The sequence below is a fragment of the Polynucleobacter sp. UK-Kesae-W10 genome (assembly GCF_018881575.1).
Lineage (GTDB): Bacteria > Pseudomonadota > Gammaproteobacteria > Burkholderiales > Burkholderiaceae > Polynucleobacter.
The window spans coordinates 1,054,803-1,077,462 of sequence record NZ_JACVQB010000001.1; the positions used below are offsets into that span (position 1 = coordinate 1,054,803).

Sequence of the window (22,660 nt, forward strand, 5' to 3'; positions counted from 1 at the left end):
GAAGTCAAACTGAATTTCAGTCAATAGATGGAGTTGTTATGCCTGTAGTTACTCTGCCCGATGGTTCAAAACGCGAGTTTGAGGCTCCCGTTCGCGTAGCGGATGTTGCCCAAAGCATCGGCAGTGGACTTGCTAAAGCTGCCTTAGGCGGCATCGTAGACGGCAAGATGGTTGATACCAGTTTTGTTATCGATAAAGATAGTCAATTAGCCATCATCACTGATAAAAGTCCTGAAGCACTAGAAATCGTGCGCCATTCCACTGCGCATTTATTGGCATACGCTGTTAAAGAATTATTCCCAGAAGCACAAGTCACTATTGGTCCAGTAGTAGAGAATGGTTTTTACTATGACTTCTCGTACCACCGTCCATTTACTCCAGATGATTTAGTCGCTCTCGAAAAGAAGATGACTGAGCTCGCTAAAAAAGATGAGCCAGTAGTACGTAGTGTTTTGCCACGTGATGAAGCGGTGAAGTTCTTTAAAGACCAGGGCGAGCATTACAAAGCAGAAATTATTGCGAGCATTCCGCAGGGTGAGGATGTTTCACTCTATGCCGAAGGTAAGTTCACTGATTTATGCCGCGGCCCACACGTACCTTCCACTGGCAAGCTCAAGGTCTTTAAGCTGATGAAGCTGGCAGGCGCCTACTGGCGTGGCGATAGCAAGAATGAGATGTTGCAGCGTATTTACGGAACTGCTTGGTTGCGTAAAGAAGATCAAGACGCTTATCTGCATATGCTGGAAGAGTCTGAGAAGCGTGATCATCGCCGTCTTGGTAAACAACTCGATTTATTTCATTTTCAAGAAGAAGCGCCCGGTTTAATTTTCTGGCATCCAAAAGGCTGGTCGATTTGGCAAGAAGTAGAGCAATACATGCGTCGCGTCTATCAGCAAGAGGGTTATCAAGAAGTGAAAGCCCCGCAGATTTTGGATCGTGCATTGTGGGAAAAGTCCGGCCACTGGGAAAACTACAAAGAAAACATGTTCACGACTGAGTCAGAAAATCGGGCTTATGCATTGAAGCCGATGAACTGTCCTGGTCACGTTCAAATTTATAACTCAGGTTTACATAGCTATCGCGAGTTGCCATTGCGTTTTGGCGAGTTTGGGCAGTGTCACCGCAATGAGCCATCTGGTGCATTGCATGGTTTGATGCGTGTGCGTGGTTTTACGCAAGACGATGGCCATATTTTCTGCACTGAAGATCAGATTCAATCTGAGGTGGCTGACTTTGATAAAGCGGTGCGTGCTGTTTATCAAGACTTTGGCTTTACTGAGGTTGCCGTTAAATTGGCTCTGCGCCCTGCTAAGCGTGTTGGCGACGATGCGATTTGGGATAAAGCTGAGGAAGCGCTCCGAGGCGCCCTCAAGGCTTCTGGCCAGCTATGGGAAGAATTGCCGGGGGAGGGAGCGTTTTACGGTCCCAAGATCGAATATCACCTCAAAGATTCCATTGGCCGTACTTGGCAGTGCGGCACGATTCAGGTCGATTTCTCCATGCCGGCCCGTTTAGGTGCTGAATATGTGGCTGAAGACAATAGTCGTAAGACTCCAGTCATGCTCCACAGGGCAATTGTGGGCTCTTTAGAGCGTTTTATCGGCATTTTGATCGAAAATCACGCTGGAAATATGCCTGTTTGGCTTGCTCCGACCCAGGCCGTTGTTCTCAATATCTCCGGAAATTCTGCTGCATATGCACAACAAGTGCAGCAAATGCTGAAAAAACAAGGGTTTAGAGTCGAAGCGGATTTGCGGAACGAGAAAATTACGTATAAAATACGCGAGCACGCATTACAGAAGATCCCGTTTTTGCTAGTTGTAGGGGATAAGGAATCAGAAAGTAATACGGTGGCCGTTCGTGCCCGTGGCGGAGTGGATCTGGGTGTTATGCCTATTGATGCCTTCGTTGCCCGACTCCAGCAGGATATATCCCAGAAAGTCGGACCCGAGCCTAGCTAGGGTTAGAACGGTTTTTATTGTTTTTTTAAAGGAATTAAGAAGATCGCTACTGAAAAATTGCAACGCATTAACCGGGAAATTACTGCTCCTGAAGTGCGTTTGATTGGAATCGATGGAGAGCCCATCGGTGTAGTTAAGTTGAGTGAAGCCTTGGCTGCAGCAGAAGAGAAAGATACCGATCTGGTTGAAATTGCTCCAACAGCTGTTCCACCTGTAGTCCGCATCATGGACTTCGGCAAATTCAAATACCAAGAAGCCAAGCGGATGCATGAAGCAAAGCTGAAGCAAAAAGTTATCCAGGTGAAGGAAGTGAAATTCCGCCCCGGTACTGATGATGGTGACTATGGTGTCAAGCTACGCAATCTAATCCGCTTTTTGGAAGATGGCGATAAGACAAAGATTACGTTGCGGTTTCGGGGTCGTGAAATGGCCCACCAAGAAATCGGAGCAAGGATGTTGGAGCGTTTGAAGTTGGACCTGCAAGAGTATGGCCAAGTTGAACAGTTTCCAAAAATGGAAGGCCGCCAGATGGTGATGGTATTGGCCCCCATTCGTAAGGCTAAGTAACTAGGTAATACCTGGTTCTTATGTAGGGAGGCGCCTGAGGTAATAACTAAGGGTGCTGGCAGTTTGAAGTGCTTCTGGGTACAGGAAGAGTAACCGTCGGTTACCACCTATGTTGCACAAGTAGAAGAAGGGGTGCTTTATGCCCAAGATGAAGAGCAAGAGTAGCGCTAAGAAGCGCTTCACGGTTCGCGCAGGCGGAACGATCAAACGAGGTCAGGCTTTCAAACGCCACATCCTCACCAAGAAGACCACAAAGAACAAGCGTCATTTGCGTGGTTCCACTGAAGTTGCGAAATCTGATGTTAAGTCAATTCGCTCCATGCTTCCATACGCTTAACCTCAGACTAGATTAGGAGAACTAAATGCCAAGAGTCAAACGTGGGGTTACAGCAAGAGCCCGTCATAAGAAAATTACCGATGCCGCAACAGGTTACCGCGGTCGTCGTAAGAACGTATTCCGTATTGCTAAGCAAGCGGTTATGCGTGCTGGTCAATATGCATACCGTGACCGTCGCAATAAGAAACGTGTATTCCGCGCTTTGTGGATTGCTCGTATCAATGCGGCAGTACGTGAGCACAACATGACCTATAGCGTATTCATGAATGGTATGAAGAAAGCTGCGATCGAACTCGACCGCAAAGTGCTTTCTGATATGGCCATTGCTGACAAAGCGGCTTTTGCTGCTTTGGTTACTCGGATCAAATCCGTAGTAAACGCTGCAGCTTAATTCTTAGTTTCTTTACAAACTAAGCTGCAATGGTTTCTCTCGACCAAATTGTCGAGGATGCCAAACGTGATTTCTCTGGAGCTGCCGATTCGGCGGCTCTTGAGGACGCGAAAGCCAGGTATCTCGGTAAATCAGGTGTTCTCACTGAGCGTTTAAAAGCGCTTGGTGGAATGTCGCCTGAAGAGCGCAAGAGTGCTGGCGCCCAAATTAATCAAATCAAAACCCAAGTTGAAGCTGCATTACAAGAGCGTCGCCAAGCTTTGGCTGATGCTGTATTGCTACAGCGCTTAGCTGCCGAATCCATTGATGTGTCCTTACCTGGGCGCGGTCAAGCGGTTGGCAGTTTGCATCCCGTGATGCGCACTTGGGAGCGCGTTGAGGAAATCTTCCGCTCCATTGGTTTTGATGTGGCTGATGGCCCTGAAATTGAAACCGATTGGTTTAACTTTACGGCCCTCAATAGCCCAGAAAATCATCCTGCACGTTCGATGCAGGATACGTTTTATGTTGATGGCAAAGATGCCCACGGCAAGCCTTTGTTATTGCGCACCCACACCAGTCCGATTCAGGTGCGTTACGCCAGTGAGCATGTTAAAAAATATGCCCATGCAGAGGTGATGCCACCAATTAAGGTCATTGCACCCGGTAGAACCTATCGTGTGGATAGTGATGCAACCCATTCACCCATGTTCCATCAGGTCGAAGGTTTGTGGATCGCTGAAAGTGTTTCATTTGCGGACCTCAAAGGCGTCTACACCGACTTCTTGAGAACCTTCTTTGAAACCAATGAATTGCAAGTACGTTTCCGTCCTTCTTATTTCCCGTTTACTGAGCCTTCTGCTGAGATTGATATGGCTTTTGGAAGCGGTAAGTTGGCCGGTCGTTGGTTGGAGATTTCCGGCGCAGGACAGGTTCACCCGAATGTATTGCGCAATATGGGGATTGATCCCGAGCGCTACACCGGATTCGCATTTGGATCTGGCTTAGAGCGCTTAACGATGTTGCGTTATGGCGTTGATGACCTACGCCTTTTCTTTGAAAACGATTTACGTTTCTTAGCGCAATTTCCCGCTTAAGAAAATAACAATAGAACGCTATGCAATTTTCTGAATCTTGGCTCCGTCAATATGTGAACCCATCGCTTGATAGTGATGCATTGGGTCATGCTATGACTATGGCGGGCTTAGAAGTTGAAGAACAACATTCTGTAGCGCCCGCATTTACAAAGATTGTGATTGCGCAGATTCTGTCTGCCGAGCAACACCCAGATGCCGACCGCTTGCGTGTCTGCAAGGTGGATGCGGGTACTGGTCAAGAGTTGCAAATTGTATGCGGCGCACCTAATGCTCGTGCCGGCATCAAAATCCCGTGCGCTATGGTTGGTGCTGAGTTGCCTCCTGCAGAAGCCGGCGGTAAACCTTTCATGATCAAGGTGGGTAAGTTACGTGGTGTTGAAAGCCAGGGCATGCTCTGTTCCGGTCGTGAGTTAGGTCTTGGCGATGATCACGAAGGCATTTTGGAATTGCCTTCGGATGCCCCAATTGGTGAAGATATTCGTAAGTATCTTGATCTCGATGATCAAATCTTTGTGATTAAGCTCACTCCAAATAAAGCGGATTGCCTCTCCTTAATGGGTATGGCAAGAGAAGTTTCCGCAATCACTGGTGCCGCCCTGTGCGCGCCGAAGTGGACGCCGCCAGCTGTAGTAATTGATGAGAAGCGCAAAGTTGCTGTTGAAAACAAAGATCTCTGTGGCCGCTTCGCTGGTCGCGTGATTCGCGGTGTTAATCCACAGGCTAAAACGCCTGATTGGATTGTGAAGCGCCTATCGCGAGCTGGGCAGAGAAGCATTTCTGCATTGGTAGATTTGTCTAACTATGTGATGTTAGAGATGGGTCAGCCCACCCATGTATTTGATATTGATAAGCTAGAAGGCGATATTACTGTCCGTTGGGCTAAACCAGGTGAAACACTGGAACTCCTTAATGGCCAAACGGTGACTTTGCAAGGTCCGGATTCGGCAGGCAAGCTACAAGAGGCGGGCGTTGTTGCTGATCAAAATGGCCCCGTAGCACTCGCTGGAATTATGGGTGGCAATCATTGTGCTGTAGGCGATGAGACTAAAAATATTTATGTAGAGGCGGCGTATTGGCTACCCTCGGCTATTCAGGGTCGAGCACGTCGCTTTAACTTTAGTACTGATGCAGCACACCGCTTTGAGCGGGGTGTAGACCCACAAAACACAGTTCAATGCCTGGAATATCTTTCATCATTGATCGTTGAGGTCTGCGGTGGCCAAGCTGGTCCAGTGGACGATCAAGTATTGAATGTGCCAGAGCGCAAGGCGGTCAAAATGCGTTTGGCACGTGCCATCAAAGTGATCGGTATTCCATTGACTCAGGAAATCGTAGCAGACGTATTTCAGCGTCTTGGTTTTGAATTTAAGCAAGAGGGTGATGCATTTATTGTTACTCCACCAAGCTATCGCTTTGATATCGAGATTGAAGAAGATTTGATTGAAGAAGTCGCGCGCATGTATGGCTTCGAAAATATTCCCGATACGCCGCCGGTAGCTTCACTCAAGATGAGCGCTAAAGCAGAAGCAAAGCGTGGTATTCATTTATTGCGTCAGCGTTTGGCATTACAAGGTTACCAAGAGGCCGTGAACTTTGGGTTTACCGATCTTGAAAGCGAGAAACGCTTAACTGGCGCTACAGAAAAAGATGTAATTGCTGTTTTAAATCCGATTGCTAATCAGTATGGTGTGATGCGCAGCACTCTATGGGGTGGATTGCTATCTAACCTCAAATCCAATTTAAACCGGGGGGCAGGGCGCGTTCGTTTATTCGAAACAGGCCGCGTCTTTAAGCGGGATGCCAATGTCCAAGAGGAAGCTGGCAAGGTTGCAGGCTTCTATCAGCCACAAATGATTGGCGGCTTAGCTTATGGCTCTTTTGTGCCGGAGCAATGGGCTAATGCAACACGCCCGGTAGATTTCTTCGATGTGAAGGGTGATCTTGAGCGCGTCTTGGATCCACTGCATTTCGTTACTGAATCTGCACAACATCCTGCATTACATCCTGGCCGTAGCGCCAAGGTGTTCTTGATAGTAGGCAAGAATCGCATTGATATAGGATGGATCGGTGAACTGCATCCTGGTTTGCAGCAAGCCTATGAGTTGCCTCAAGCGCCAGTATTGTTTGAATTGGATTTAGAGGCTATTCGCGAACTAGGTTTGCCGGTCCCAGAAGAATTAAGCAAGTTTCCTGCAGTCCAGCGAGATTTGGCTCTTGTGGTGAAGCAATCCGTTTCTGCACAGTCTTTATTGGATGCGATGTTTGCTGCTAAGCAAAATTTTGTGCGTGGCATTGAGTTATTTGATGAATTTAAGCCTAAAGCAGGATCGAGCAGTATGGCCGATGATGAAAAGAGCTTGGCATTCCGGGTCACTTTACTCAATACTCAAGAAACATTGCAAGATCCCCAAATTGATGCCGTAATGGCTGCATTATTGGGCGCAGTAGAGAAAAAATGTGCAGCTCGTCTGCGCTAGGTTTAGTATTAAAGAAATTCCAACGATAAATCAGAGACACATTAGAAAAGATTCAAGCCATGAGCGACCTAATTTCTAACGACACCGTAACGAAGAATGAGTTATCTGAAGCGCTTTTTGATCAGGTAGGTCTGAACAAGCGTGAAGCCAAAGATATGATTGATGCTTTTTTTGATCGCATTGGCCAATCTCTTGAATCCGGCACAGAAGTGAAGATCTCTGGTTTTGGTAATTTTCAGTTGCGCAATAAATCGGCTCGCCCTGGCCGAAATCCCAAAACAGGTCAAATGATTCCGATTGCGGCTAGACGTGTAGTTACTTTTCACGCCAGTCAAAAGCTTAAAGATGTAGTGGAGTCACATGCTCGAGAAAACCGAGTTTGATGCCAGCTCAGTTCTGCTGAGCTCTCAACTTCCCCCAATACCCGCTAAGCGTTACTTCACCATCGGTGAGGTTGCTGACTTATGTGGAGTCCGCTCTCATGTATTGCGTTACTGGGAGCAAGAGTTCTCACAACTGAGCCCTCAAAAACGCCGCGGCAATCGTCGTTACTATCAACATCACGAAGTCGTCCTGATTCGCAAGATTCGCTCATTGTTATATGAAGAAGGTTTCACTATCAGCGGTGCCCGCAACCGCTTGGAAGAGGCGCGTGGCGAGCTCCGTTTGCGCGAAGAATTGCAAGCTGTTCTGCAGATTCTGTCCAAATAGTTGCTGATACAATTTTGTTTTTCGTCGGGGCGTAGCGCAGCCTGGTAGCGTACATGCATGGGGTGCATGTGGTCGGAGGTTCAAATCCTCTCGCCCCGACCATTCATTTAATGTTTTAATACATTTCAATATGAATACACCTAACCCCAATTCTCAAAATCACAATAGAACTCTGTACTTTGGTTTAGATATTCCATTTTTGGATCATCTGGGTGTTGTTCCAGAGTTTGCTGAAGCAGGGAAGGTGCGCATCAGTTATACCGTAAGGCCAGAGCACACCAATAGCTTTCACGTGGCTCAAGGCGGCCTCATCATGACCCTGTTGGACTTTGCCATGGGTGCGGCAGCCAGAACGGCATCAAATCATCAGTTGGGCGCCATTACGATCGATATGAGCACTAGTTTTCTGCGTCCAAGCGTGGGAAAAATCGTAGTGGAGGGCACTTTATTAAAGGCCGGTAAATCCATTCAATACTGTGAAGCTGTTGCTCTGAATGAGGCTGGGGAGATTACGGCCAAAGCAAGCGGCACTTTTGCGCTGAGAAGGTAATGCCGGGATTTGAATAAGCATAATTAATAATAGTATTTATAATGATTATGCTGATTGATTATCTTTAATTACCATAAACCATTGATTAATAATGGTTAATAGCTCAATAAATTAATACCTATTAGTTTATTAATTCAAATATATAATAACGATTTGAAATAGATTATTTACTGTCTATTTCCCATAATTCAAACCTATTATTTGGAGAAACCCCTTGATGTCTTCTTATAAAGAGCTTTTAGCTCAACGCGAACAATTAGATAAGCAAATTAAAGAAGCGATTGCACGTGAAAAATCAGATGGCATTGCTAAGGCTAAGTTAATTATTGAGCAATACAACCTATCCGCATCCGATTTATTCAGCCGTAAGGCGGGTGGTAAGTCGGCCGGTGGCAAGGTGGCTCCTAAGTATCGCAATCCAGCTACTGGTGAAACATGGACGGGCCGCGGTAAGGCTCCTAAGTGGATCGAGGGAAGAGATCGTAGTAGCTATTTGATCTAAGCTATTGATTTTCCTAGTATTGAACAAAGGCCGCAGATGCGGCCTTTATCATTCTTAAGCGCACTTACGGGATAGCGCCTCCATGAAGAGGGGTTCTAATAGCTCATGACGTTGACCTGGATTGATGCTGCCTTCTAAGTCTGGGTTGGTTGCTGGATAGCCAATAATCATTGGATTGAGGTCGATTAGGCCATTTTCTAACTCTTTTTTGATGCTTTCAGTCAGATGGGGTTTGTTGCCATTGTTTTCATCTGCTAAGGTTACAACCCCGGGATGGAGCTTAATAAATCCTTCATCTACTAGAATAGGTATCCTCTGTGTGTCCTTGTTTTTACTAAGATAATGGATCAAATGTACCTGCTCAACTGGAGGGATCAGGGCATCAAGAAAGATCAGATCCGGGGCAATAGATACCGTCTTCATGAGGCCCTCTAGGCTATCAACGGCGACCTCCATATCGACTTTGAGTTGCCAGTCTTGAATAGCCTGTAATAACTCTTCGCTATTTTCCGAGCGCCGGAATATACCCATGGCTATACAGTTTTGCGTGGTTTTCTGACGCATTGCCCGTTTTCTGCGTTGCAGTTGCTGTTCCAGTGAGCTCGCAAGAATACGTCTATGGCCGCCGCGGGTCTTCCAGGCGATTAATTCACCGAGCTCAACCATTTTCTGGACTGTTCCCAGGGAGACCTGCAAAACCTTGGCGCTTTGTCGGGTGCTGAGATATTCCATTTCTGGGGTAATTGCTTTCATATTTCCCTTCATTTGATTCATGCATTTGAAGATTTAGAGAATAAAAATCAAATCTCAATGAATCTGTCCGTAAATCTTGAAAGCGGGGTAGGAAAGTTCTTATTCATTTTTAATTCCTAGGGAAATACCCCAAAGCCCCTCAAAATCAGGGAAAGCCCTTTATAGAGCTATGGTCAATCGTGTTAAATTACTGTCGTAGTACCAGTATTTGCACAGAGCAATTCGTGAAACGGTACAGCCGTGTAACGGATGGTTATAACCACAGTTTTTATTCGGGAAACCCGATGAAAGGTGAGCATCATGATGCAGGATCAAAGAGATAATTCCTATCTCTTCGGCGGAAACGCCCCCTACGTAGAGGAACTCTACGAATCCTACTTGCACGACCCCGCTTCCGTAGCGGATCATTGGCGAGATTATTTCGATAACGTGAAACAAGTCCCGGCTGTGGATGGTTCTTCTAGAACTGATATCGCACATGGCCCGATTGTTGCGTCCTTTGCTGAGCGTGCTAAGCAAGGTCCGATCAGAACGATTTCTGATTCGGCTGACTCAGAGATGGGCCGCAAACGCGTTGCTGTTCAGCAGTTAATCGCCGCGTATCGTAACGTTGGCAACCGCTGGGCAAACTTAGATCCATTAAAGCGGACGGAGCGCCAGGACATTCCTGAGTTAGATCCCGCTTTCTATGGCTTTACTGATGGCGATATGGATATCGTCTTCAATACCAGTAATACCTTCTTTGGCAAAAATGAAATGACCCTGCGCGATTTGCTGCAGGCATTGCGTGAAACCTATTGCGGCACGATTGGTGTCGAGTTCATGTTTATTGCTGATCAGAAGATCAAAAAATGGTGGCAAGAAAAATTAGAGTCCATTCGCTCAACCCCACAGTTCAATGTGGAAGAGAAGCGTCAGATTCTTGATCGCGTAACGGCCGCTGAAGGCCTTGAGCGTTACCTCCAGGCTAAGTATGTTGGTCAAAAGCGCTTCTCATTAGAGGGTGGTGAAAGCTTCATCGCCTGTATGGACGAGATGATTCGTGACGCTGGTAACAAAGGCGTACAAGAGATCGTGATTGGCATGGCCCACCGTGGTCGTCTCAACGTACTCGTTAACACCTTGGGCAAGATGCCAAAAGATTTATTTGCCGAGTTTGAGCACAAAGGTCCTGAGACATTACCTGCAGGTGACGTGAAATATCACCAAGGTTTCTCCAGTGATATTTCCACTCCAGGCGGTCCTGTCCACTTGTCTTTAGCATTTAACCCATCCCATTTAGAAATCGTTAACCCAGTAGTAGAGGGTTCTGCACGGGCTCGTATGGAGCGTCGTGGCGATATGTTGGGCGAGCAAGTAATGCCGATCTTGGTGCACGGCGATGCTGCGATTGCAGGTCAGGGCGTGATGCAAGAAACCTTGGCAATGTCAGAAGTGCGCGGATATTCCACTGGTGGCACACTGCATGTGGTGATTAATAACCAAATTGGTTTTACGACCTCGGACCCACGCGATTTGCGTTCTAGCTTGTACTGTACTGACATCATGAAGATAGTGGATGCGCCAGTACTGCACGTGAATGGTGATGATCCTGAGGCGGTTGTATTAGCAACTAAGTTAGCCGTTGAGTTCCGCATGAAGTTCCATAAGGACGTTGCGGTAGACATCATCTGCTTCCGTAAGTTAGGCCATAACGAGCAAGACACACCTGCTATGACGCAGCCATTGATGTACAAGATCATTGCTGCCCACCCAGGTACTCGCAAACTCTATGCAGACAAACTCGAAGCTCAGGGTGTATTGCCTGTAGGTACTGGCGACCTCATGGTCAAAGAGTATCGCGCTGCCATGGACGAGGGTAAACAAACTTCTGATCCTGTTTTGAGTAACTTCAAAGGCAAGTTCGCTGTAGATTGGTCGCCTTTCTTGAATAAGAAGTGGACCGATGAAGCGGATACTGCGATTCCTTTGACAGAGTGGAAACGTTTGGCTGAAAAGATTTCGACAATTCCAGAGGGCTTTAAGGCTCACCCATTGGTTGCCAAGGTTTACAACGATCGTGCGGCGATGGGTCGTGGTGACGTCAATGTGGACTGGGGTATGGGCGAGCACATGGCTTTTGCTTCCTTAGTTGCTAGCGGCTATCCAGTACGCCTCTCTGGCGAAGATAGTGGACGCGGTACCTTTACTCACCGTCATGCCGTGTTGCATGAGCAAAATCGTGAGAAATGGGATACCGGCACCTATATCGCTCTTCAGCACGTCACCAAAGATCAGGCTCCATTTGTGGTGATTGACTCGATTCTTTCTGAAGAAGCGGTGCTCGGATTTGAATATGGTTACGCTGCAGCTGAGCCAAACACCTTGACGATTTGGGAGGCCCAGTTCGGCGACTTCGCCAATGGCGCTCAAGTGGTTATTGATCAGTTCATCGCTTCTGGAGAAGTGAAGTGGGGTCGCGCTAATGGTTTAGTCATGATGTTGCCGCATGGTTATGAAGGTCAAGGCCCAGAGCATTCCTCCGCACGTCTTGAGCGCTTCATGCAATTGTGTGCCGATACCAATATGCAAGTGATTCAGCCTACAACTGCATCGCAGATCTTCCACGTACTGCGTCGTCAAATGATTCGTCAGTTCCGCAAGCCGCTGATCTTGATGACACCAAAATCATTGCTGCGTAATAAAGAAGCTGCATCACCTTTGTCAGAATTTACGAAGGGTGGCTTCCAGACAATTATTGGTGAGCGTGATGAGGCGATTGATCCAAAACAGGTCACCCGTTTGATTATGTGCTCCGGTAAGGTCTATTACGACTTGGTTAAGCAGCGTACTGAGAAGAAGATTGGCGATGCCGCCATTATTCGCTTAGAGCAGCTCTACCCATTCCCGCATAAAGCATTGACTGCTGAGTTGAAAAAATATCCAAAATTGGAAGAGGTTGTCTGGTGTCAAGATGAACCACAAAACCAAGGTGCATGGTTCTTCGTGCAACACAATATTTTGGAAAACATGTCTGATGGCATGAAGTTGGGTTATGCAGGTCGCCCTGCATCAGCCTCACCAGCATGCGGTTACGCTCATTTACATCAAGAGCAGCAAAAGTCTCTTCTCAATGCGGCATTTGCCAAATTAAAAGGTTACGTGATCACGAAATAATCGTTTTCATTACTCAACATACATATAGATAAACAGGATTAATCATGGCTATTTTTGAAGTTAAAGTTCCCCAGCTCTCCGAGTCAGTTGCCGAAGCAACTTTATTGCAGTGGAAAAAGAAAGTCGGCGATGCTGTCGGTCAAGACGAGATCTTGATTGAAATTGAAACTGACAAGGTTGTGCTAGAAGTGCCTGCGCCTTCAGCTGGTGTATTGACAGAAATCGTTGTTGCCGATGGTGGCACAGTAGTAGCAGAGCAATTGATCGCCAAGATTGATAGCACTGCTGTTGCAGCCGCAGCACCTGCTGCTGCCGCACCTGCACCAGCTGCAGCTCCTGCAGCCGCTGCCCCAGCTAAGGCTGCTGCTCCTGCTGCGAAAGCTTCTGGCGCTGCTGCATCACCTTCAGCCTCTAAGATTTTGGCGGAGAAGGGTGTTGATGCTGGACAAGTTGCAGGTTCTGGACGCGATGGCCGCATCACTAAGGGCGATGCATTAAGTGCTTCTGCTGGCGCTGCAAAATCTGCTGCATTACCAAGCGCACCGATTCCAACTGGCGATCGTCCAGAAGAGCGTGTTCCAATGAGCCGCTTGCGTGCTCGTATTGCTGAGCGTTTGCTAGAGTCCCAAGCGAACAATGCCATTTTGACTACCTTCAATGAAGTCAATATGGGTCCAGTAATTGCATTGCGCAACAAATACAAAGATCAGTTTGAAAAGACCCATGGCGTGAAATTGGGTTTCATGTCTTTCTTTGTTAAAGCAGCGACACATGCTTTGAAGAAATTCCCATTACTCAATGCCTCTGTTGATGGTAATGACATCGTTTACCACGGCTACTTTGATATTGGTATCGCCGTGAGCTCACCACGTGGCTTGGTAGTACCTATTCTGCGTGACGTTGATCAAATGAATTTGGCTGACATTGAGAAGAAGATTGCCGAGTTCGGCACTAAAGCGCGTGAAGGTAAATTGTCAATTGAAGAGTTGACTGGCGGTACATTCTCTATCTCTAACGGTGGTGTATTCGGCTCCATGCTCTCTACTCCAATCATTAACCCGCCTCAATCCGCAATTTTGGGTATCCACGCTACTAAAGATCGTGCTGTAGTAGAAAACGGCCAGGTAGTAGTGCGTCCAATTAACTATCTCGCCTTGTCATACGACCACCGCATTATTGACGGTCGTGAGGCTGTGCTTGGTTTGGTTGCGATGAAGGATGCCTTAGAAGATCCTTCACGTCTCCTCCTTGATTTGTAAGAAGGGAAGATCATGAGCCAAGCTTTTGATGTACTGGTAATTGGTGGTGGCCCTGGTGGCTACATCGCCGCAATTCGTGCTGCGCAACTCGGCTTTAAGGTTGCCTGCGCAGAATCTAATAGCTATGATGATCCTAAAGGTGAGCCACGCTTAGGCGGCACTTGCTTAAACGTCGGTTGTATTCCGTCTAAAGCCTTGCTGGCATCTTCCGAAGAGTTCGAGAAGATTGGTCATCATGCTGCTGATCATGGCATCAAGGTTGGCTCAGTCAGCATTGATTCTAAGAAGATGGTCTCCCGTAAGGATGACATCGTCACCAAGATGACTGGTGGCATTCAGTATCTGTTCCGCAAAAACAAAATTACTTTGTTAAAAGGCCATGCTTCATTTGAAGGCAAGGGCGCCGATGGCTATCAAGTTAAGATTGATGGCAAAGACAAAGAAACCGTTACTGCAAAGAACGTGATTATTGCTACTGGCTCAAAAGCGCGTCACTTGCCGGGCTTGCCTGTTGATAACGTGCTGATCTGTGACAACGAAGGTGCTTTGAAGTTTGATTCAGTGCCGAAGAAATTGGGTGTGATTGGTGCTGGCGTCATTGGTTTGGAGCTGGGCTCTGTATGGCGTCGCTTAGGTTCTGAAGTGACCGTACTCGAGGCATTGCCTTCATTCTTAGCTGCTTGTGATGTAAGCATTGCGAAAGAAGCGCAAAAGCTCTTTACTAAGCAAGGCTTAAACATCAATATGGGCGTCAAGATTGGTGATGTCAAAGCGGATAAAAAGGGTGTTGTGGTCAATTACACCGATAGCGCTGGCAAAGCTGCCAAATTGGAATGTGATCGCTTGATCGTTTCCGTTGGTCGCGTTCCAAACACCGATAAATTAGGTTTGGATAAGATCGGCCTCAAAGTGGATGAGCGTGGCTTTATTCCAATTGATGACCATACCTGTGCTACAACAGCTCCTGGCGTTTACGCTGTGGGAGACGTAGTGCGTGGACCAATGTTGGCTCATAAAGCAGAGGACGAAGGTGTTCTCGTTGCTGAAGTAATTGCTGGCCAAAAACCGCATATTGATTACAACTGCATTCCTTGGGTGATCTATACCGATCCAGAAATTGCTTGGGTAGGTAAAACCGAACAGGCCTTGAAAGAGGCTGGTGTGGCATACAAAGCTGGTCAATTCCCATTTGCGGCCAATGGTCGTGCTTTGGGCATGGGCCGCGCGGATGGTTTTGTGAAGGTATTGGCAGACGCAAAGACCGACGAAATCCTCGGTGTACACATCATCGGACCAAACGCTTCAGACCTCATTGCTGAAGCTGCAGTAGCCATGGAATTCAAAGCAGCAGCAGAAGATATTGCACGTATCTGTCATCCGCATCCAAGCTTGTCAGAAGTGATGCGCGAAGCGGCATTAGCGACAGATCAACGCGCACTCAATATGTAATTGAAAACCATTGAGTATTACCAGCAAGAATTAAAAGCGCGCGGGTATCACAGCGATCCCGCGCAGCTTCGTGCTGTTGAGCGTCTACAAAAATGTGAAGATGAGTGGATTGCTTATAAAGAAATCCGCAGCAACAATCTCAAGAAAAAAATATTTAAGCCAACTCTGCCACGCGGTTTGTACCTGTGGGGTGGAGTAGGTCGCGGCAAATCTTTTTTGATGGACTGCTTTTATGCAGCTTCACCGTTAGAAAAGAAAGTACGCATCCATTTTCATGAGTTTATGCGTGAAGTCCATCGCGAACTCCATGAGCTCTCCGGCTTATCTGATCCATTAGATGAGCTCTCCAAGCGAATTGCTAAGCGCTATCGCCTAATTTGCTTTGATGAGTTTCATATCAATGACATTGCAGATGCCATGATTTTGTACCGCTTGCTCAGCGCTTTATTTGCTGATCGCGTGCAGTTTGTGATGACATCAAACTACCGGCCCGACCAACTCTACCCAAATGGTTTGCATCGCGATCGTCTATTGCCGGCGATCAAGCTGTTAGAAGAAAAGCTCGATGTTCTGAACGTCGACGCGGGCAACGACTACCGACGCGTTCAGATGGAGCAGGTTGAGGCTTATCTAACGCCATTAAATGATCAAACGCACGCGACCCTTGAGCAAATGTTTAGGACCTTGATTGGTAATCAGCAAGAAACCTCAAAGCCGGTCTTGAATATTGAATCGCGTGAGCTCAAGCCATTGCATATGGCTGACGGGGTGGTATGGTTTGACTTTCAAACGCTATGCTGTGGCCCACGCTCACAAAATGACTATTTAGAGATCGCCAAGCAGTTTCATACAGTGATTTTGTCTGGCGTGCCGTATATGCCGCCCAGAATGACTAACGAGGCACGACGTTTTATTTGGCTCATTGACGTGCTCTACGACCATAAAATCAAACTGATTATCTCGGCAGAGGTTCCTGCCCCTGATTTGTACACCGAAGGGCAAATTACCGCCGAATTCTCCAGAACCGTCTCGCGCCTCATTGAGATGCAGTCCCGCGACTACTTAGATGCCCCGCGGCGGGTAATTGACACCAGCTTGACCTAAAATAGGGTCATGACCAGCTTTTCCACCATTAATGCCGATTTGCACTGCCATTCAGTTGTTTCTGATGGCACATTGACGCCTGAAGCCTTGGCTGAACGAGCCAAAGCCAATGGTGTTCATTTATGGGCATTAACCGATCATGATGAGCTAGGCGGTCAAGAGCGTGCGCGTGCTGCTGCTAGTGCGTTGCAGATGGATTATGTGGCTGGTGTAGAAATATCTGTCACATGGATGGGTGAAACAATTCATATTGTTGGTCTGGGTATTGATGCAAACCACCTTGGCATTATTGAGGGCTTGCGTCTGACTCGTGAAGGGCGTGGTAACCGTGCACAACTGATGGCAGAGCAATTGCTCAAGGCAGGCATTCCTGGTGCCTATGAGGGCGCACTCCATTTTGCGGGCAATCATCAATTAATTTCTCGTACACACTTTGCTCGTTTCTTGGTTGAGCAGGGGATCTGTCGTAATACAGAGCAGGTATTTAAAAATTATTTAATCGAAGGCAAGCCGGGTTATGTGCCCCATCAATGGGCTAGCTTGGACAATGCGGTTGCTTGGATTAAGGCGGCAGGCGGCGTAGCCGTGATTGCTCATCCGGGTCGCTACAGTAGATTGAGTGCGCTACAGATGGATGAACTCTTCAAGCATTTCAAAGACATCGGTGGCCTTGGTATTGAGGTCATTACAGGCAGCCATAGCCCAGATCAGTACAAAACCTATGGGAAGGTTGCCCAGCAGTATGGATTCTTAGCCTCCAGAGGCTCAGACTTCCACGACCCTAATGAAAGTCACATCGACTTAGGTGTATTGCCCCTTTTGCCAGAGCATTTGACTCCGGTATGGACTGCGTTTCATTAATTTAAATTCACAATAAAGATAAAGAAAAACGATGTTTGCTGAACGTGTTCTCTCTGGTATGCGGCCTACGGGCAATTTGCATCTTGGTCACTATCATGGCGTATTAAAAAATTGGGTGCGTTTGCAATCGGAATACCCATGCTTTTTCTTTGTTGCTGATTGGCATGCCTTAACAACCCATTATGAAACGCCTGATGTGATCGAGCAGTCTGTATGGGATATGGTGATTGATTGGTTGGCTGCGGGTGTAGATCCGAATCAAGCGACTTTATTTATTCAGAGCAAAGTCCCTGAGCATGCTGAGCTGTTTCTATTGCTGTCAATGGGCACTCCATTAGGTTGGTTAGAGCGTGTGCCGACCTATAAGGATCAAATTGAAAAGCTCAAAGAAAAGGATTTGCAAACCTACGGCTTCTTGGGTTACCCCTTGCTCCAGGCTGCAGATATTTTGATTTACCGCGCACAACATGTGCCGGTTGGTGAAGATCAGGTGCCGCACGTAGAGATGACCCGCGAGGTGGCCCGCCGCTTCAATTATCTGTATGGTCGTGAGCCAGGTTTTGAAGAAAAGGCGCTTGAAGCGGTGAAGAAGTTAGGTAGTAAACGCGCCAAGATGTATCTCGAATTGCGTGTAGCCTTTCAGGAGCGCGGTGATGATGAAGCGCTAGAGCAGGCTAAGGCTTTGTTGCAAGAAGCGCAAAGTCTCTCGATGGCCGATCGTGAGCGTTTATTTGGTTTCTTAGAGGGTGCTCGCAAAATTATTCTGCCTGAGCCCCAAGCTTTATTGACGACAGCATCGCGTATGCCCGGTATTGATGGTCAAAAAATGTCCAAGTCCTATGGCAACACGATCAGCATTCGTGAGCAGCCCGAAGACGTCATCAAAAAGATTCGCACTATGCCTACAGATCCTGCGCGAGTACGAAGGACTGACGCTGGCGATCCTGCGCGTTGCCCAGTATGGCAATTGCATACTGTGTACTCTAATGAGGAGACCAAGCAGTGGGTTGATCAAGGCTGTAAATCAGCCGGCATTGGTTGTCTCGAGTGTAAGCAACCAGTGATTGACGCTATTTTGGCCGAACAACAGCCGATGTTTGAGCGTGCGCAAAAGTATTTGGATGATCCAAGTTTGCTGCGCTCCATCATTGCCGATGGCTGCGATAAGGCACGTAAAGTTGCTCAAGAAACGATGCGCGAGGTCCGTGAAGCAATGGGCCTGGCGTACGATTAAGGAAGCGCTTGCCAGCTTTACATGATGCTCAGTTAATTGCTTCACCTTGGGTGAAGCAATTTGCTGCATACATTCCTGAAGGTGGTTTGGTATTGGATCTGGCGTGTGGTGGCGGTCGACATTCCCATCTGTTGGCACAACTGGGATACACAGTATTGGCAGTGGATCAGGATGTAGCCGCTATTGAACAAAGCACTCATGCCTCAATTACCCCCAAAGCCATGAATCTGGAGCTGGAGGAATGGCCGCTTGCGCAAGTCTCCTGTGAGGGGATTGTGGTTACCAATTACCTCTACCGTCCTCACTTAGACCGCTTGCCGGAAATGCTCTCTGAGGGCGGGGTCCTGATTTATGAAACTTTCGCCCAGGGCAATGCGCAATTTGGCAAACCGTCTAACCCAAATTTCCTACTAAAACCGGGGGAATTGCTGGCTTTGGCGGCCCGGCATGGCCTGAAAGTTCTGGCATATGAGGATATTTATGTGAATGAGCCCAAACCAGCTATGGTTCAGCGCCTGTGCGCACTAAAAGACGGGTCAAAAGGGCACATTCCGTTACAATTTCAAGCTTAAGACAGCTCTAAAACGGTATACGTTCGGTGACAAATACAGCCCAATCCAAAGGTAGTAAAAAGACCATTTCTGGCAGCATGCCAGCTATTGTTACGCCAATGTTTGACGATGGCAGTTTGGACTACGCCAGTTTGAAATCCTTGCTCGATTGGCATGTAGCCGAAGGCACGGATGGCATTGTGATTGTGGGGACCAGTGGTGAGTCTCCGACCGTTTCGGTGGAAGAGCATTGCGAGCTAATTCGTGTCACGGTAGAGCACATCGCAGGACGCATTCCAGTGATTGCTGGTACTGGTGGTAATTCCACTGCAGAAGCGATTGAATTAACCGAGTTTGCAAAAAAAGTGGGTGCAGATGCCAGCTTGCAAGTAGTGCCTTACTACAACAAGCCTACCCAAGAGGGTATGTATGCTCACTTCAAGAAAATTGCTGAGTCTGTTGATTTGCCGGTGATTTTGTATAACGTGCCTGGTCGCACCGTTGCGGATTTAGCAGGTGAGACGGTGGTGCGCTTAGCTGGTGTTCCTGGTGTGATCGGCATCAAAGATGCTACCGGTAGCCTAGAGCGCGGCACGCTTTTAATGGCTGACCTCAAGCGTGCTGGCCATGCGGATTTTGCGGTTTTCTCAGGTGATGATTTAACTGCTGCGATGTTGATGTTGATGGGAGGCAAAGGTAATATTTCTGTCACGGCAAACGTGGCACCGCGCTTGATGCATGAGCTATGTGTTGCAGCTATGTCAGATGAAGTTAAAAGAACGCGTGAAATCCAGTATCAATTGCTCGCAGTGCATAAAGCAATGTTTACTGAAGCCAATCCAATTCCAGTGAAATGGGCCCTGCATGAGATGGGCAAGATCACTGCCGGCATTCGTTTGCCCTTAACCCCTTTGAGCAGCTCCTTAAGAGAGCCCTTGAAGGCTGCATTGAAACAGGCGAACCTACTATGATCAAAGCGTTTTCTGTATCTCGTCAATCGTTATCGATTACGGCATTATTTCTCGTGGCATTGCTCTTAACGTCATGCAAAAGCGTCACCAGCAATGACACGGTAGATTACAAAAGCTCCGGCGCTGTAAAGGGCCCCAATTTAGCCTATCCGCCTGACCTCATTACTGCTCAGGCAGATCGCCGATACATTGTGCAAGATGGTACTGCGACGATGTCCGAATACAACGCAGCTTTGAAAAAGAGCACTCAAATGCGCAGCAATGTGATGACCGGAATTCCGGGCATGCGTATTGCGCGTGATGGTGAGCGCCGTTGGTTGGTGGTTGATAAACCCGCTACTGAGCTCTATCCGCAAGTCAAAGATTTCTGGCAAGAAAATGGTTTCTTGTTGCTGGTAGATTCGCCATCCACTGGAATTATGGAAACGGATTGGGCGGAAAATCGCGGCAAGATTCCACAAGACTTTATTCGCTCAACTTTGAGTGGCGCGATTGATTCAGCCTATGACACAGGTGAGCGCGATAAATATAAAACGCGTCTTGAACTCGCCAAGCCTGGTGAAACTGAGATTTATATTACCCATAAAGGTGCCATCGAGAAGTGTGTAACTGACAATACAGGCGCATGTATTTCTACGATTTGGACTGCCCGTCCGAATGACCCAGAGTTAGAAGCAGTTTTCTTGGCGCGCTTGATGGAACGCTTGGGCATGACTCAAGAGCAGGCTAAAGCCCTGGTGGCTGCACCTCTAGGACCAAAGACACCTAAGGCGAAGTTCGTACAGGAAGGTAATAACCAGGGCTATATTGAGCTAAGCACCAGCTTTGATCGCTCATGGCGTGATGTTGGTTTGGCCTTGGATCGCTCGAACTTCACCGTTGAAGATCGCAATCGTTCTGACGGCGTGTATTTTGTTCGTTACGTTAATGCAAAAGATGTTGGCGATTCCAAAGGGTTCTTCACAAATCTCTTTAGTAGCAAAGATGATTCTAAGTTGCAGGCGAAGAAATACCAGGTTATCGTGAAGAGCACTGGCGAGAATAGTGCGAACGTCTATGTTCAGGATGCGAATGGTAAGCCTGAAAATAGTCCAGCCGGTTTGCAATTGTTAACTTTGTTAACTGAGCAACTCACTCGATAGTTTGTACTGCGCAAATTGAGCGCAAATAAAAAAGCCGCTTTGCAGCGGCTTTTTTTCTTCAAGAAGAAGATTACTTCTTAGCGTCAGCAGCAGGAGCAGCTGGAGCGGCAGCAGCAGGAGCTTCAGCAGCAGGAGCAGCAGGAGCAGCAGCAGGAGCTTCAGCAGGTTTTGCTTCTTCTTTTTTACCGCAAGCGGCCAAAGCGATAGCTAACATTGCAGCGAATACGAGTGACTTCTTCATTTGTAATTTCCTCTTAAAAAAATTAAACACCAATTATCGATAATTGTTGTCGGAGAAACCAAGGGCAAATCCCTAGGTAATTTCCTGTAATTATTATATCCACCTGCCAAGGGCTTAGCCAAAAACTAGCCAACCTGCCAGGTAGGCTTCATAAAGGCTAGTTCCTTCGACCTTGGTGAGTCCGCCACCTTGGTACTTTTTGTGGGCTGCCAAACTCGCCCAGACCCGGATGATTTCTGGGCGCTGTTTGAGCGTCATATCCTCACCATTGCAAAAAACCTGCTTTTTAAGGCTCAAAATGCGGGTTTGGGGGTGGGCTAGCAAGGGGGAGGTGCCCAACCTTCGCAAAAAGGCGGCTGGCTTGAGAGGGTTCTTAGGACCGTCAAAAAAGGCTTGCTGCTTGGGTTCGGATAAATAAGCGCTAATGCCGGGTAGGAAGCCGTCAATTTGATGCAATTTGAGCTTCTCCAGTTGGGCTTGGAGTTGGTCTATCAGTTCTTGCGGAAGTTGCTCGGCATGAGCAGTAGCCATTTGTTTAGGGTCTGCAAATTTGCGCTCTAGCTCAGGGATGGCTTCAAGCGATTCGGCGAGCCGCCACAAACCCTCTTGCAATAATTCTTTGTAGCTTGGTGAGCGAAAGCCAACAGACCAAGTCTGGCAGCCAGCATCTAAGGCGATGCCATCATGGGCCACATGCGGTGGCAAATACAGCATGTCTCCAGGCTCTAAAACCCACTCATGCTCACATTCAAAATTTTGCAAAATCTTCAGCGGTAAATTCGGGTTCAGGCTTAAGTCTTTTTGCTCAGAGATGCGCCACTGTCTTCTGCCTGACATTTGGATGAGAAAAACATCGTACGAATCAAAATGGGCCCCAACTCCACCGCCGATTCCTGCAATGCTTATCATCAGATCATCAAGGCGCGCATCGGGAATAAATCGAAACCAAGACAGAATCTTTGCGGCGGCAGGGTGGTGTGCCTCCATCCCCTGCAGCAATAAAGTCCATTCAGGTTTGTCTGCTTTTGGAATGGATTTACTCAGAAAGGGTCCATGGTCAAAGCGCCATGGTTTGGAGCGAATAAGGCGCGACTCAAGTTCTTCTTGATTGGCGAAAGCAACCAGCTCGGCATAGGAAATTGGGCTAGCCAAAGGAATACCTTGCTCTGCTGAAAGTCTGAATGCAGGAATAGCGCCACGTACCAACAGGGGTTTTTTGTGCCAGTGAGCTCGCATAAATTGTGCGGGACTCAATCCACCAAATAAGGCCCAAGGCTTGTTTAAAGGCAGGTTTTGAGGTGCTTGTGGGGGTTGATATGGCGTGCTCAAGTAAAATGGACCTATAAAGTAAAGGCTAGTGCTAACCC

Annotated in this window: 22 protein-coding genes and 1 tRNA gene; 20 read left to right on the plus strand and 3 right to left on the minus strand. The window is 47.6% G+C overall.

Features of this window, described 5'->3' with window-relative positions:
• The first annotated feature begins 38 nt into the window (after positions 1-38).
• The 11 genes from thrS (at position 39) to ICN24_RS05560 (ending at position 8,572) form a co-directional block, all read left to right on the plus strand.
• Positions 39-1,961: a threonine--tRNA ligase gene (gene thrS, locus ICN24_RS05510; protein ID WP_216221902.1), complete on the plus strand. Its 1,923-nt coding sequence runs from the start codon at positions 39-41 to the stop codon at positions 1,959-1,961.
• Positions 1,962-2,003: 42 nt separating this feature from the next.
• On the plus strand, positions 2,004-2,528 hold the full coding sequence (gene infC, locus ICN24_RS05515; RefSeq protein WP_216222251.1) for a translation initiation factor IF-3: 525 nt from the start codon (positions 2,004-2,006) through the stop codon (positions 2,526-2,528).
• Positions 2,529-2,667: 139 nt separating this feature from the next.
• Complete coding sequence (rpmI, locus tag ICN24_RS05520; RefSeq protein WP_114691330.1) at positions 2,668-2,865, plus strand: 50S ribosomal protein L35; 198 nt, start codon at positions 2,668-2,670, stop codon at positions 2,863-2,865.
• Between the two features lie 25 nt (positions 2,866-2,890).
• Positions 2,891-3,256 (plus strand): 50S ribosomal protein L20, encoded by a 366-nt coding sequence (rplT, locus tag ICN24_RS05525; RefSeq protein ID WP_068948443.1) that lies wholly within the window; start codon positions 2,891-2,893, stop codon positions 3,254-3,256.
• 29 nt (positions 3,257-3,285) lie between these two features.
• The gene (gene pheS, locus ICN24_RS05530; RefSeq protein ID WP_216221903.1) at positions 3,286-4,332 is read left to right on the plus strand and encodes a phenylalanine--tRNA ligase subunit alpha; all 1,047 of its coding nucleotides are present in this window, start codon (positions 3,286-3,288) and stop codon (positions 4,330-4,332) included.
• A gap of 20 nt (positions 4,333-4,352) precedes the next feature.
• Positions 4,353-6,809, plus strand: coding sequence for a phenylalanine--tRNA ligase subunit beta (gene pheT / locus ICN24_RS05535; RefSeq protein ID WP_216221904.1), 2,457 nt, complete (start codon positions 4,353-4,355; stop codon positions 6,807-6,809).
• Positions 6,810-6,868: 59 nt separating this feature from the next.
• The gene (locus ICN24_RS05540) at positions 6,869-7,192 is read left to right on the plus strand and encodes an integration host factor subunit alpha (RefSeq protein WP_216221905.1); all 324 of its coding nucleotides are present in this window, start codon (positions 6,869-6,871) and stop codon (positions 7,190-7,192) included.
• Positions 7,170-7,520, plus strand: a complete 351-nt coding sequence (locus tag ICN24_RS05545; RefSeq protein ID WP_216221906.1) for a MerR family transcriptional regulator — start codon at positions 7,170-7,172, stop codon at positions 7,518-7,520. The genes ICN24_RS05540 and ICN24_RS05545 overlap by 23 nt, the downstream gene beginning before the upstream one ends.
• Positions 7,521-7,545: 25 nt before the next feature.
• A tRNA-Pro gene (locus tag ICN24_RS05550) sits at positions 7,546-7,622 on the plus strand.
• Between the two features lie 28 nt (positions 7,623-7,650).
• A complete protein-coding gene (locus tag ICN24_RS05555) occupies positions 7,651-8,070 on the plus strand; it encodes a PaaI family thioesterase (RefSeq protein WP_216221907.1) in 420 nt (139 codons plus the stop codon).
• Positions 8,071-8,287: 217 nt separating this feature from the next.
• On the plus strand, positions 8,288-8,572 hold the full coding sequence (locus tag ICN24_RS05560) for an H-NS family nucleoid-associated regulatory protein (protein ID WP_216221908.1): 285 nt from the start codon (positions 8,288-8,290) through the stop codon (positions 8,570-8,572).
• 54 nt (positions 8,573-8,626) lie between these two features.
• On the opposite strand, the gene ICN24_RS05565 is transcribed toward ICN24_RS05560, so the two are convergent.
• The gene (locus ICN24_RS05565) at positions 8,627-9,346 is read right to left on the minus strand and encodes an excisionase family DNA-binding protein (protein WP_255532574.1); all 720 of its coding nucleotides are present in this window, start codon (positions 9,344-9,346) and stop codon (positions 8,627-8,629) included.
• A gap of 279 nt (positions 9,347-9,625) precedes the next feature.
• Here ICN24_RS05565 and ICN24_RS05570 point away from each other — a divergent pair, with 279 nt between their 5' ends.
• The 9 genes from ICN24_RS05570 to bamC all read left to right on the plus strand — a co-directional run bounded on the left by ICN24_RS05570 (position 9,626) and on the right by bamC (position 21,052).
• Positions 9,626-12,481, plus strand: a complete 2,856-nt coding sequence (locus ICN24_RS05570) for a 2-oxoglutarate dehydrogenase E1 component (RefSeq protein ID WP_216221909.1) — start codon at positions 9,626-9,628, stop codon at positions 12,479-12,481.
• A gap of 44 nt (positions 12,482-12,525) precedes the next feature.
• Positions 12,526-13,740, plus strand: coding sequence for a 2-oxoglutarate dehydrogenase complex dihydrolipoyllysine-residue succinyltransferase (odhB, locus tag ICN24_RS05575; RefSeq protein WP_216221910.1), 1,215 nt, complete (start codon positions 12,526-12,528; stop codon positions 13,738-13,740).
• Positions 13,741-13,752: 12 nt separating this feature from the next.
• Positions 13,753-15,189, plus strand: a complete 1,437-nt coding sequence (lpdA, locus tag ICN24_RS05580) for a dihydrolipoyl dehydrogenase (RefSeq protein ID WP_216221911.1) — start codon at positions 13,753-13,755, stop codon at positions 15,187-15,189.
• Positions 15,190-16,293, plus strand: a complete 1,104-nt coding sequence (gene zapE / locus ICN24_RS05585) for a cell division protein ZapE (RefSeq protein WP_216221912.1) — start codon at positions 15,190-15,192, stop codon at positions 16,291-16,293.
• Positions 16,294-16,302: 9 nt separating this feature from the next.
• Positions 16,303-17,154 (plus strand): 3',5'-nucleoside bisphosphate phosphatase, encoded by an 852-nt coding sequence (locus ICN24_RS05590; protein WP_216221913.1) that lies wholly within the window; start codon positions 16,303-16,305, stop codon positions 17,152-17,154.
• A gap of 31 nt (positions 17,155-17,185) precedes the next feature.
• Positions 17,186-18,388 carry a tryptophan--tRNA ligase gene (locus tag ICN24_RS05595; RefSeq protein ID WP_216221914.1) on the plus strand — a complete coding sequence of 401 codons (1,203 nt, stop codon included), beginning with the start codon at positions 17,186-17,188 and terminating at the stop codon, positions 18,386-18,388.
• An 8-nt stretch (positions 18,389-18,396) separates the two neighbouring features.
• Positions 18,397-18,960: a bifunctional 2-polyprenyl-6-hydroxyphenol methylase/3-demethylubiquinol 3-O-methyltransferase UbiG gene (locus ICN24_RS05600; protein ID WP_216859887.1), complete on the plus strand. Its 564-nt coding sequence runs from the start codon at positions 18,397-18,399 to the stop codon at positions 18,958-18,960.
• A gap of 77 nt (positions 18,961-19,037) precedes the next feature.
• Positions 19,038-19,910 (plus strand): 4-hydroxy-tetrahydrodipicolinate synthase, encoded by an 873-nt coding sequence (gene dapA, locus ICN24_RS05605; RefSeq protein WP_216221916.1) that lies wholly within the window; start codon positions 19,038-19,040, stop codon positions 19,908-19,910.
• Positions 19,907-21,052 (plus strand): outer membrane protein assembly factor BamC, encoded by a 1,146-nt coding sequence (gene bamC, locus ICN24_RS05610; protein WP_216221917.1) that lies wholly within the window; start codon positions 19,907-19,909, stop codon positions 21,050-21,052. Before dapA ends, bamC begins: the two co-directional genes overlap by 4 nt.
• 70 nt (positions 21,053-21,122) lie before the next feature.
• Here the strand turns inward: bamC and ICN24_RS05615 are convergent, their stop codons facing one another.
• Positions 21,123-21,293 carry a hypothetical protein gene (locus tag ICN24_RS05615; protein ID WP_191904673.1) on the minus strand — a complete coding sequence of 57 codons (171 nt, stop codon included), beginning with the start codon at positions 21,291-21,293 and terminating at the stop codon, positions 21,123-21,125.
• Positions 21,294-21,407: 114 nt separating this feature from the next.
• Positions 21,408-22,622, minus strand: coding sequence for a cupin domain-containing protein (locus ICN24_RS05620; protein WP_216859888.1), 1,215 nt, complete (start codon positions 22,620-22,622; stop codon positions 21,408-21,410).
• Between the last annotated feature and the right edge of the window lie 38 nt (positions 22,623-22,660).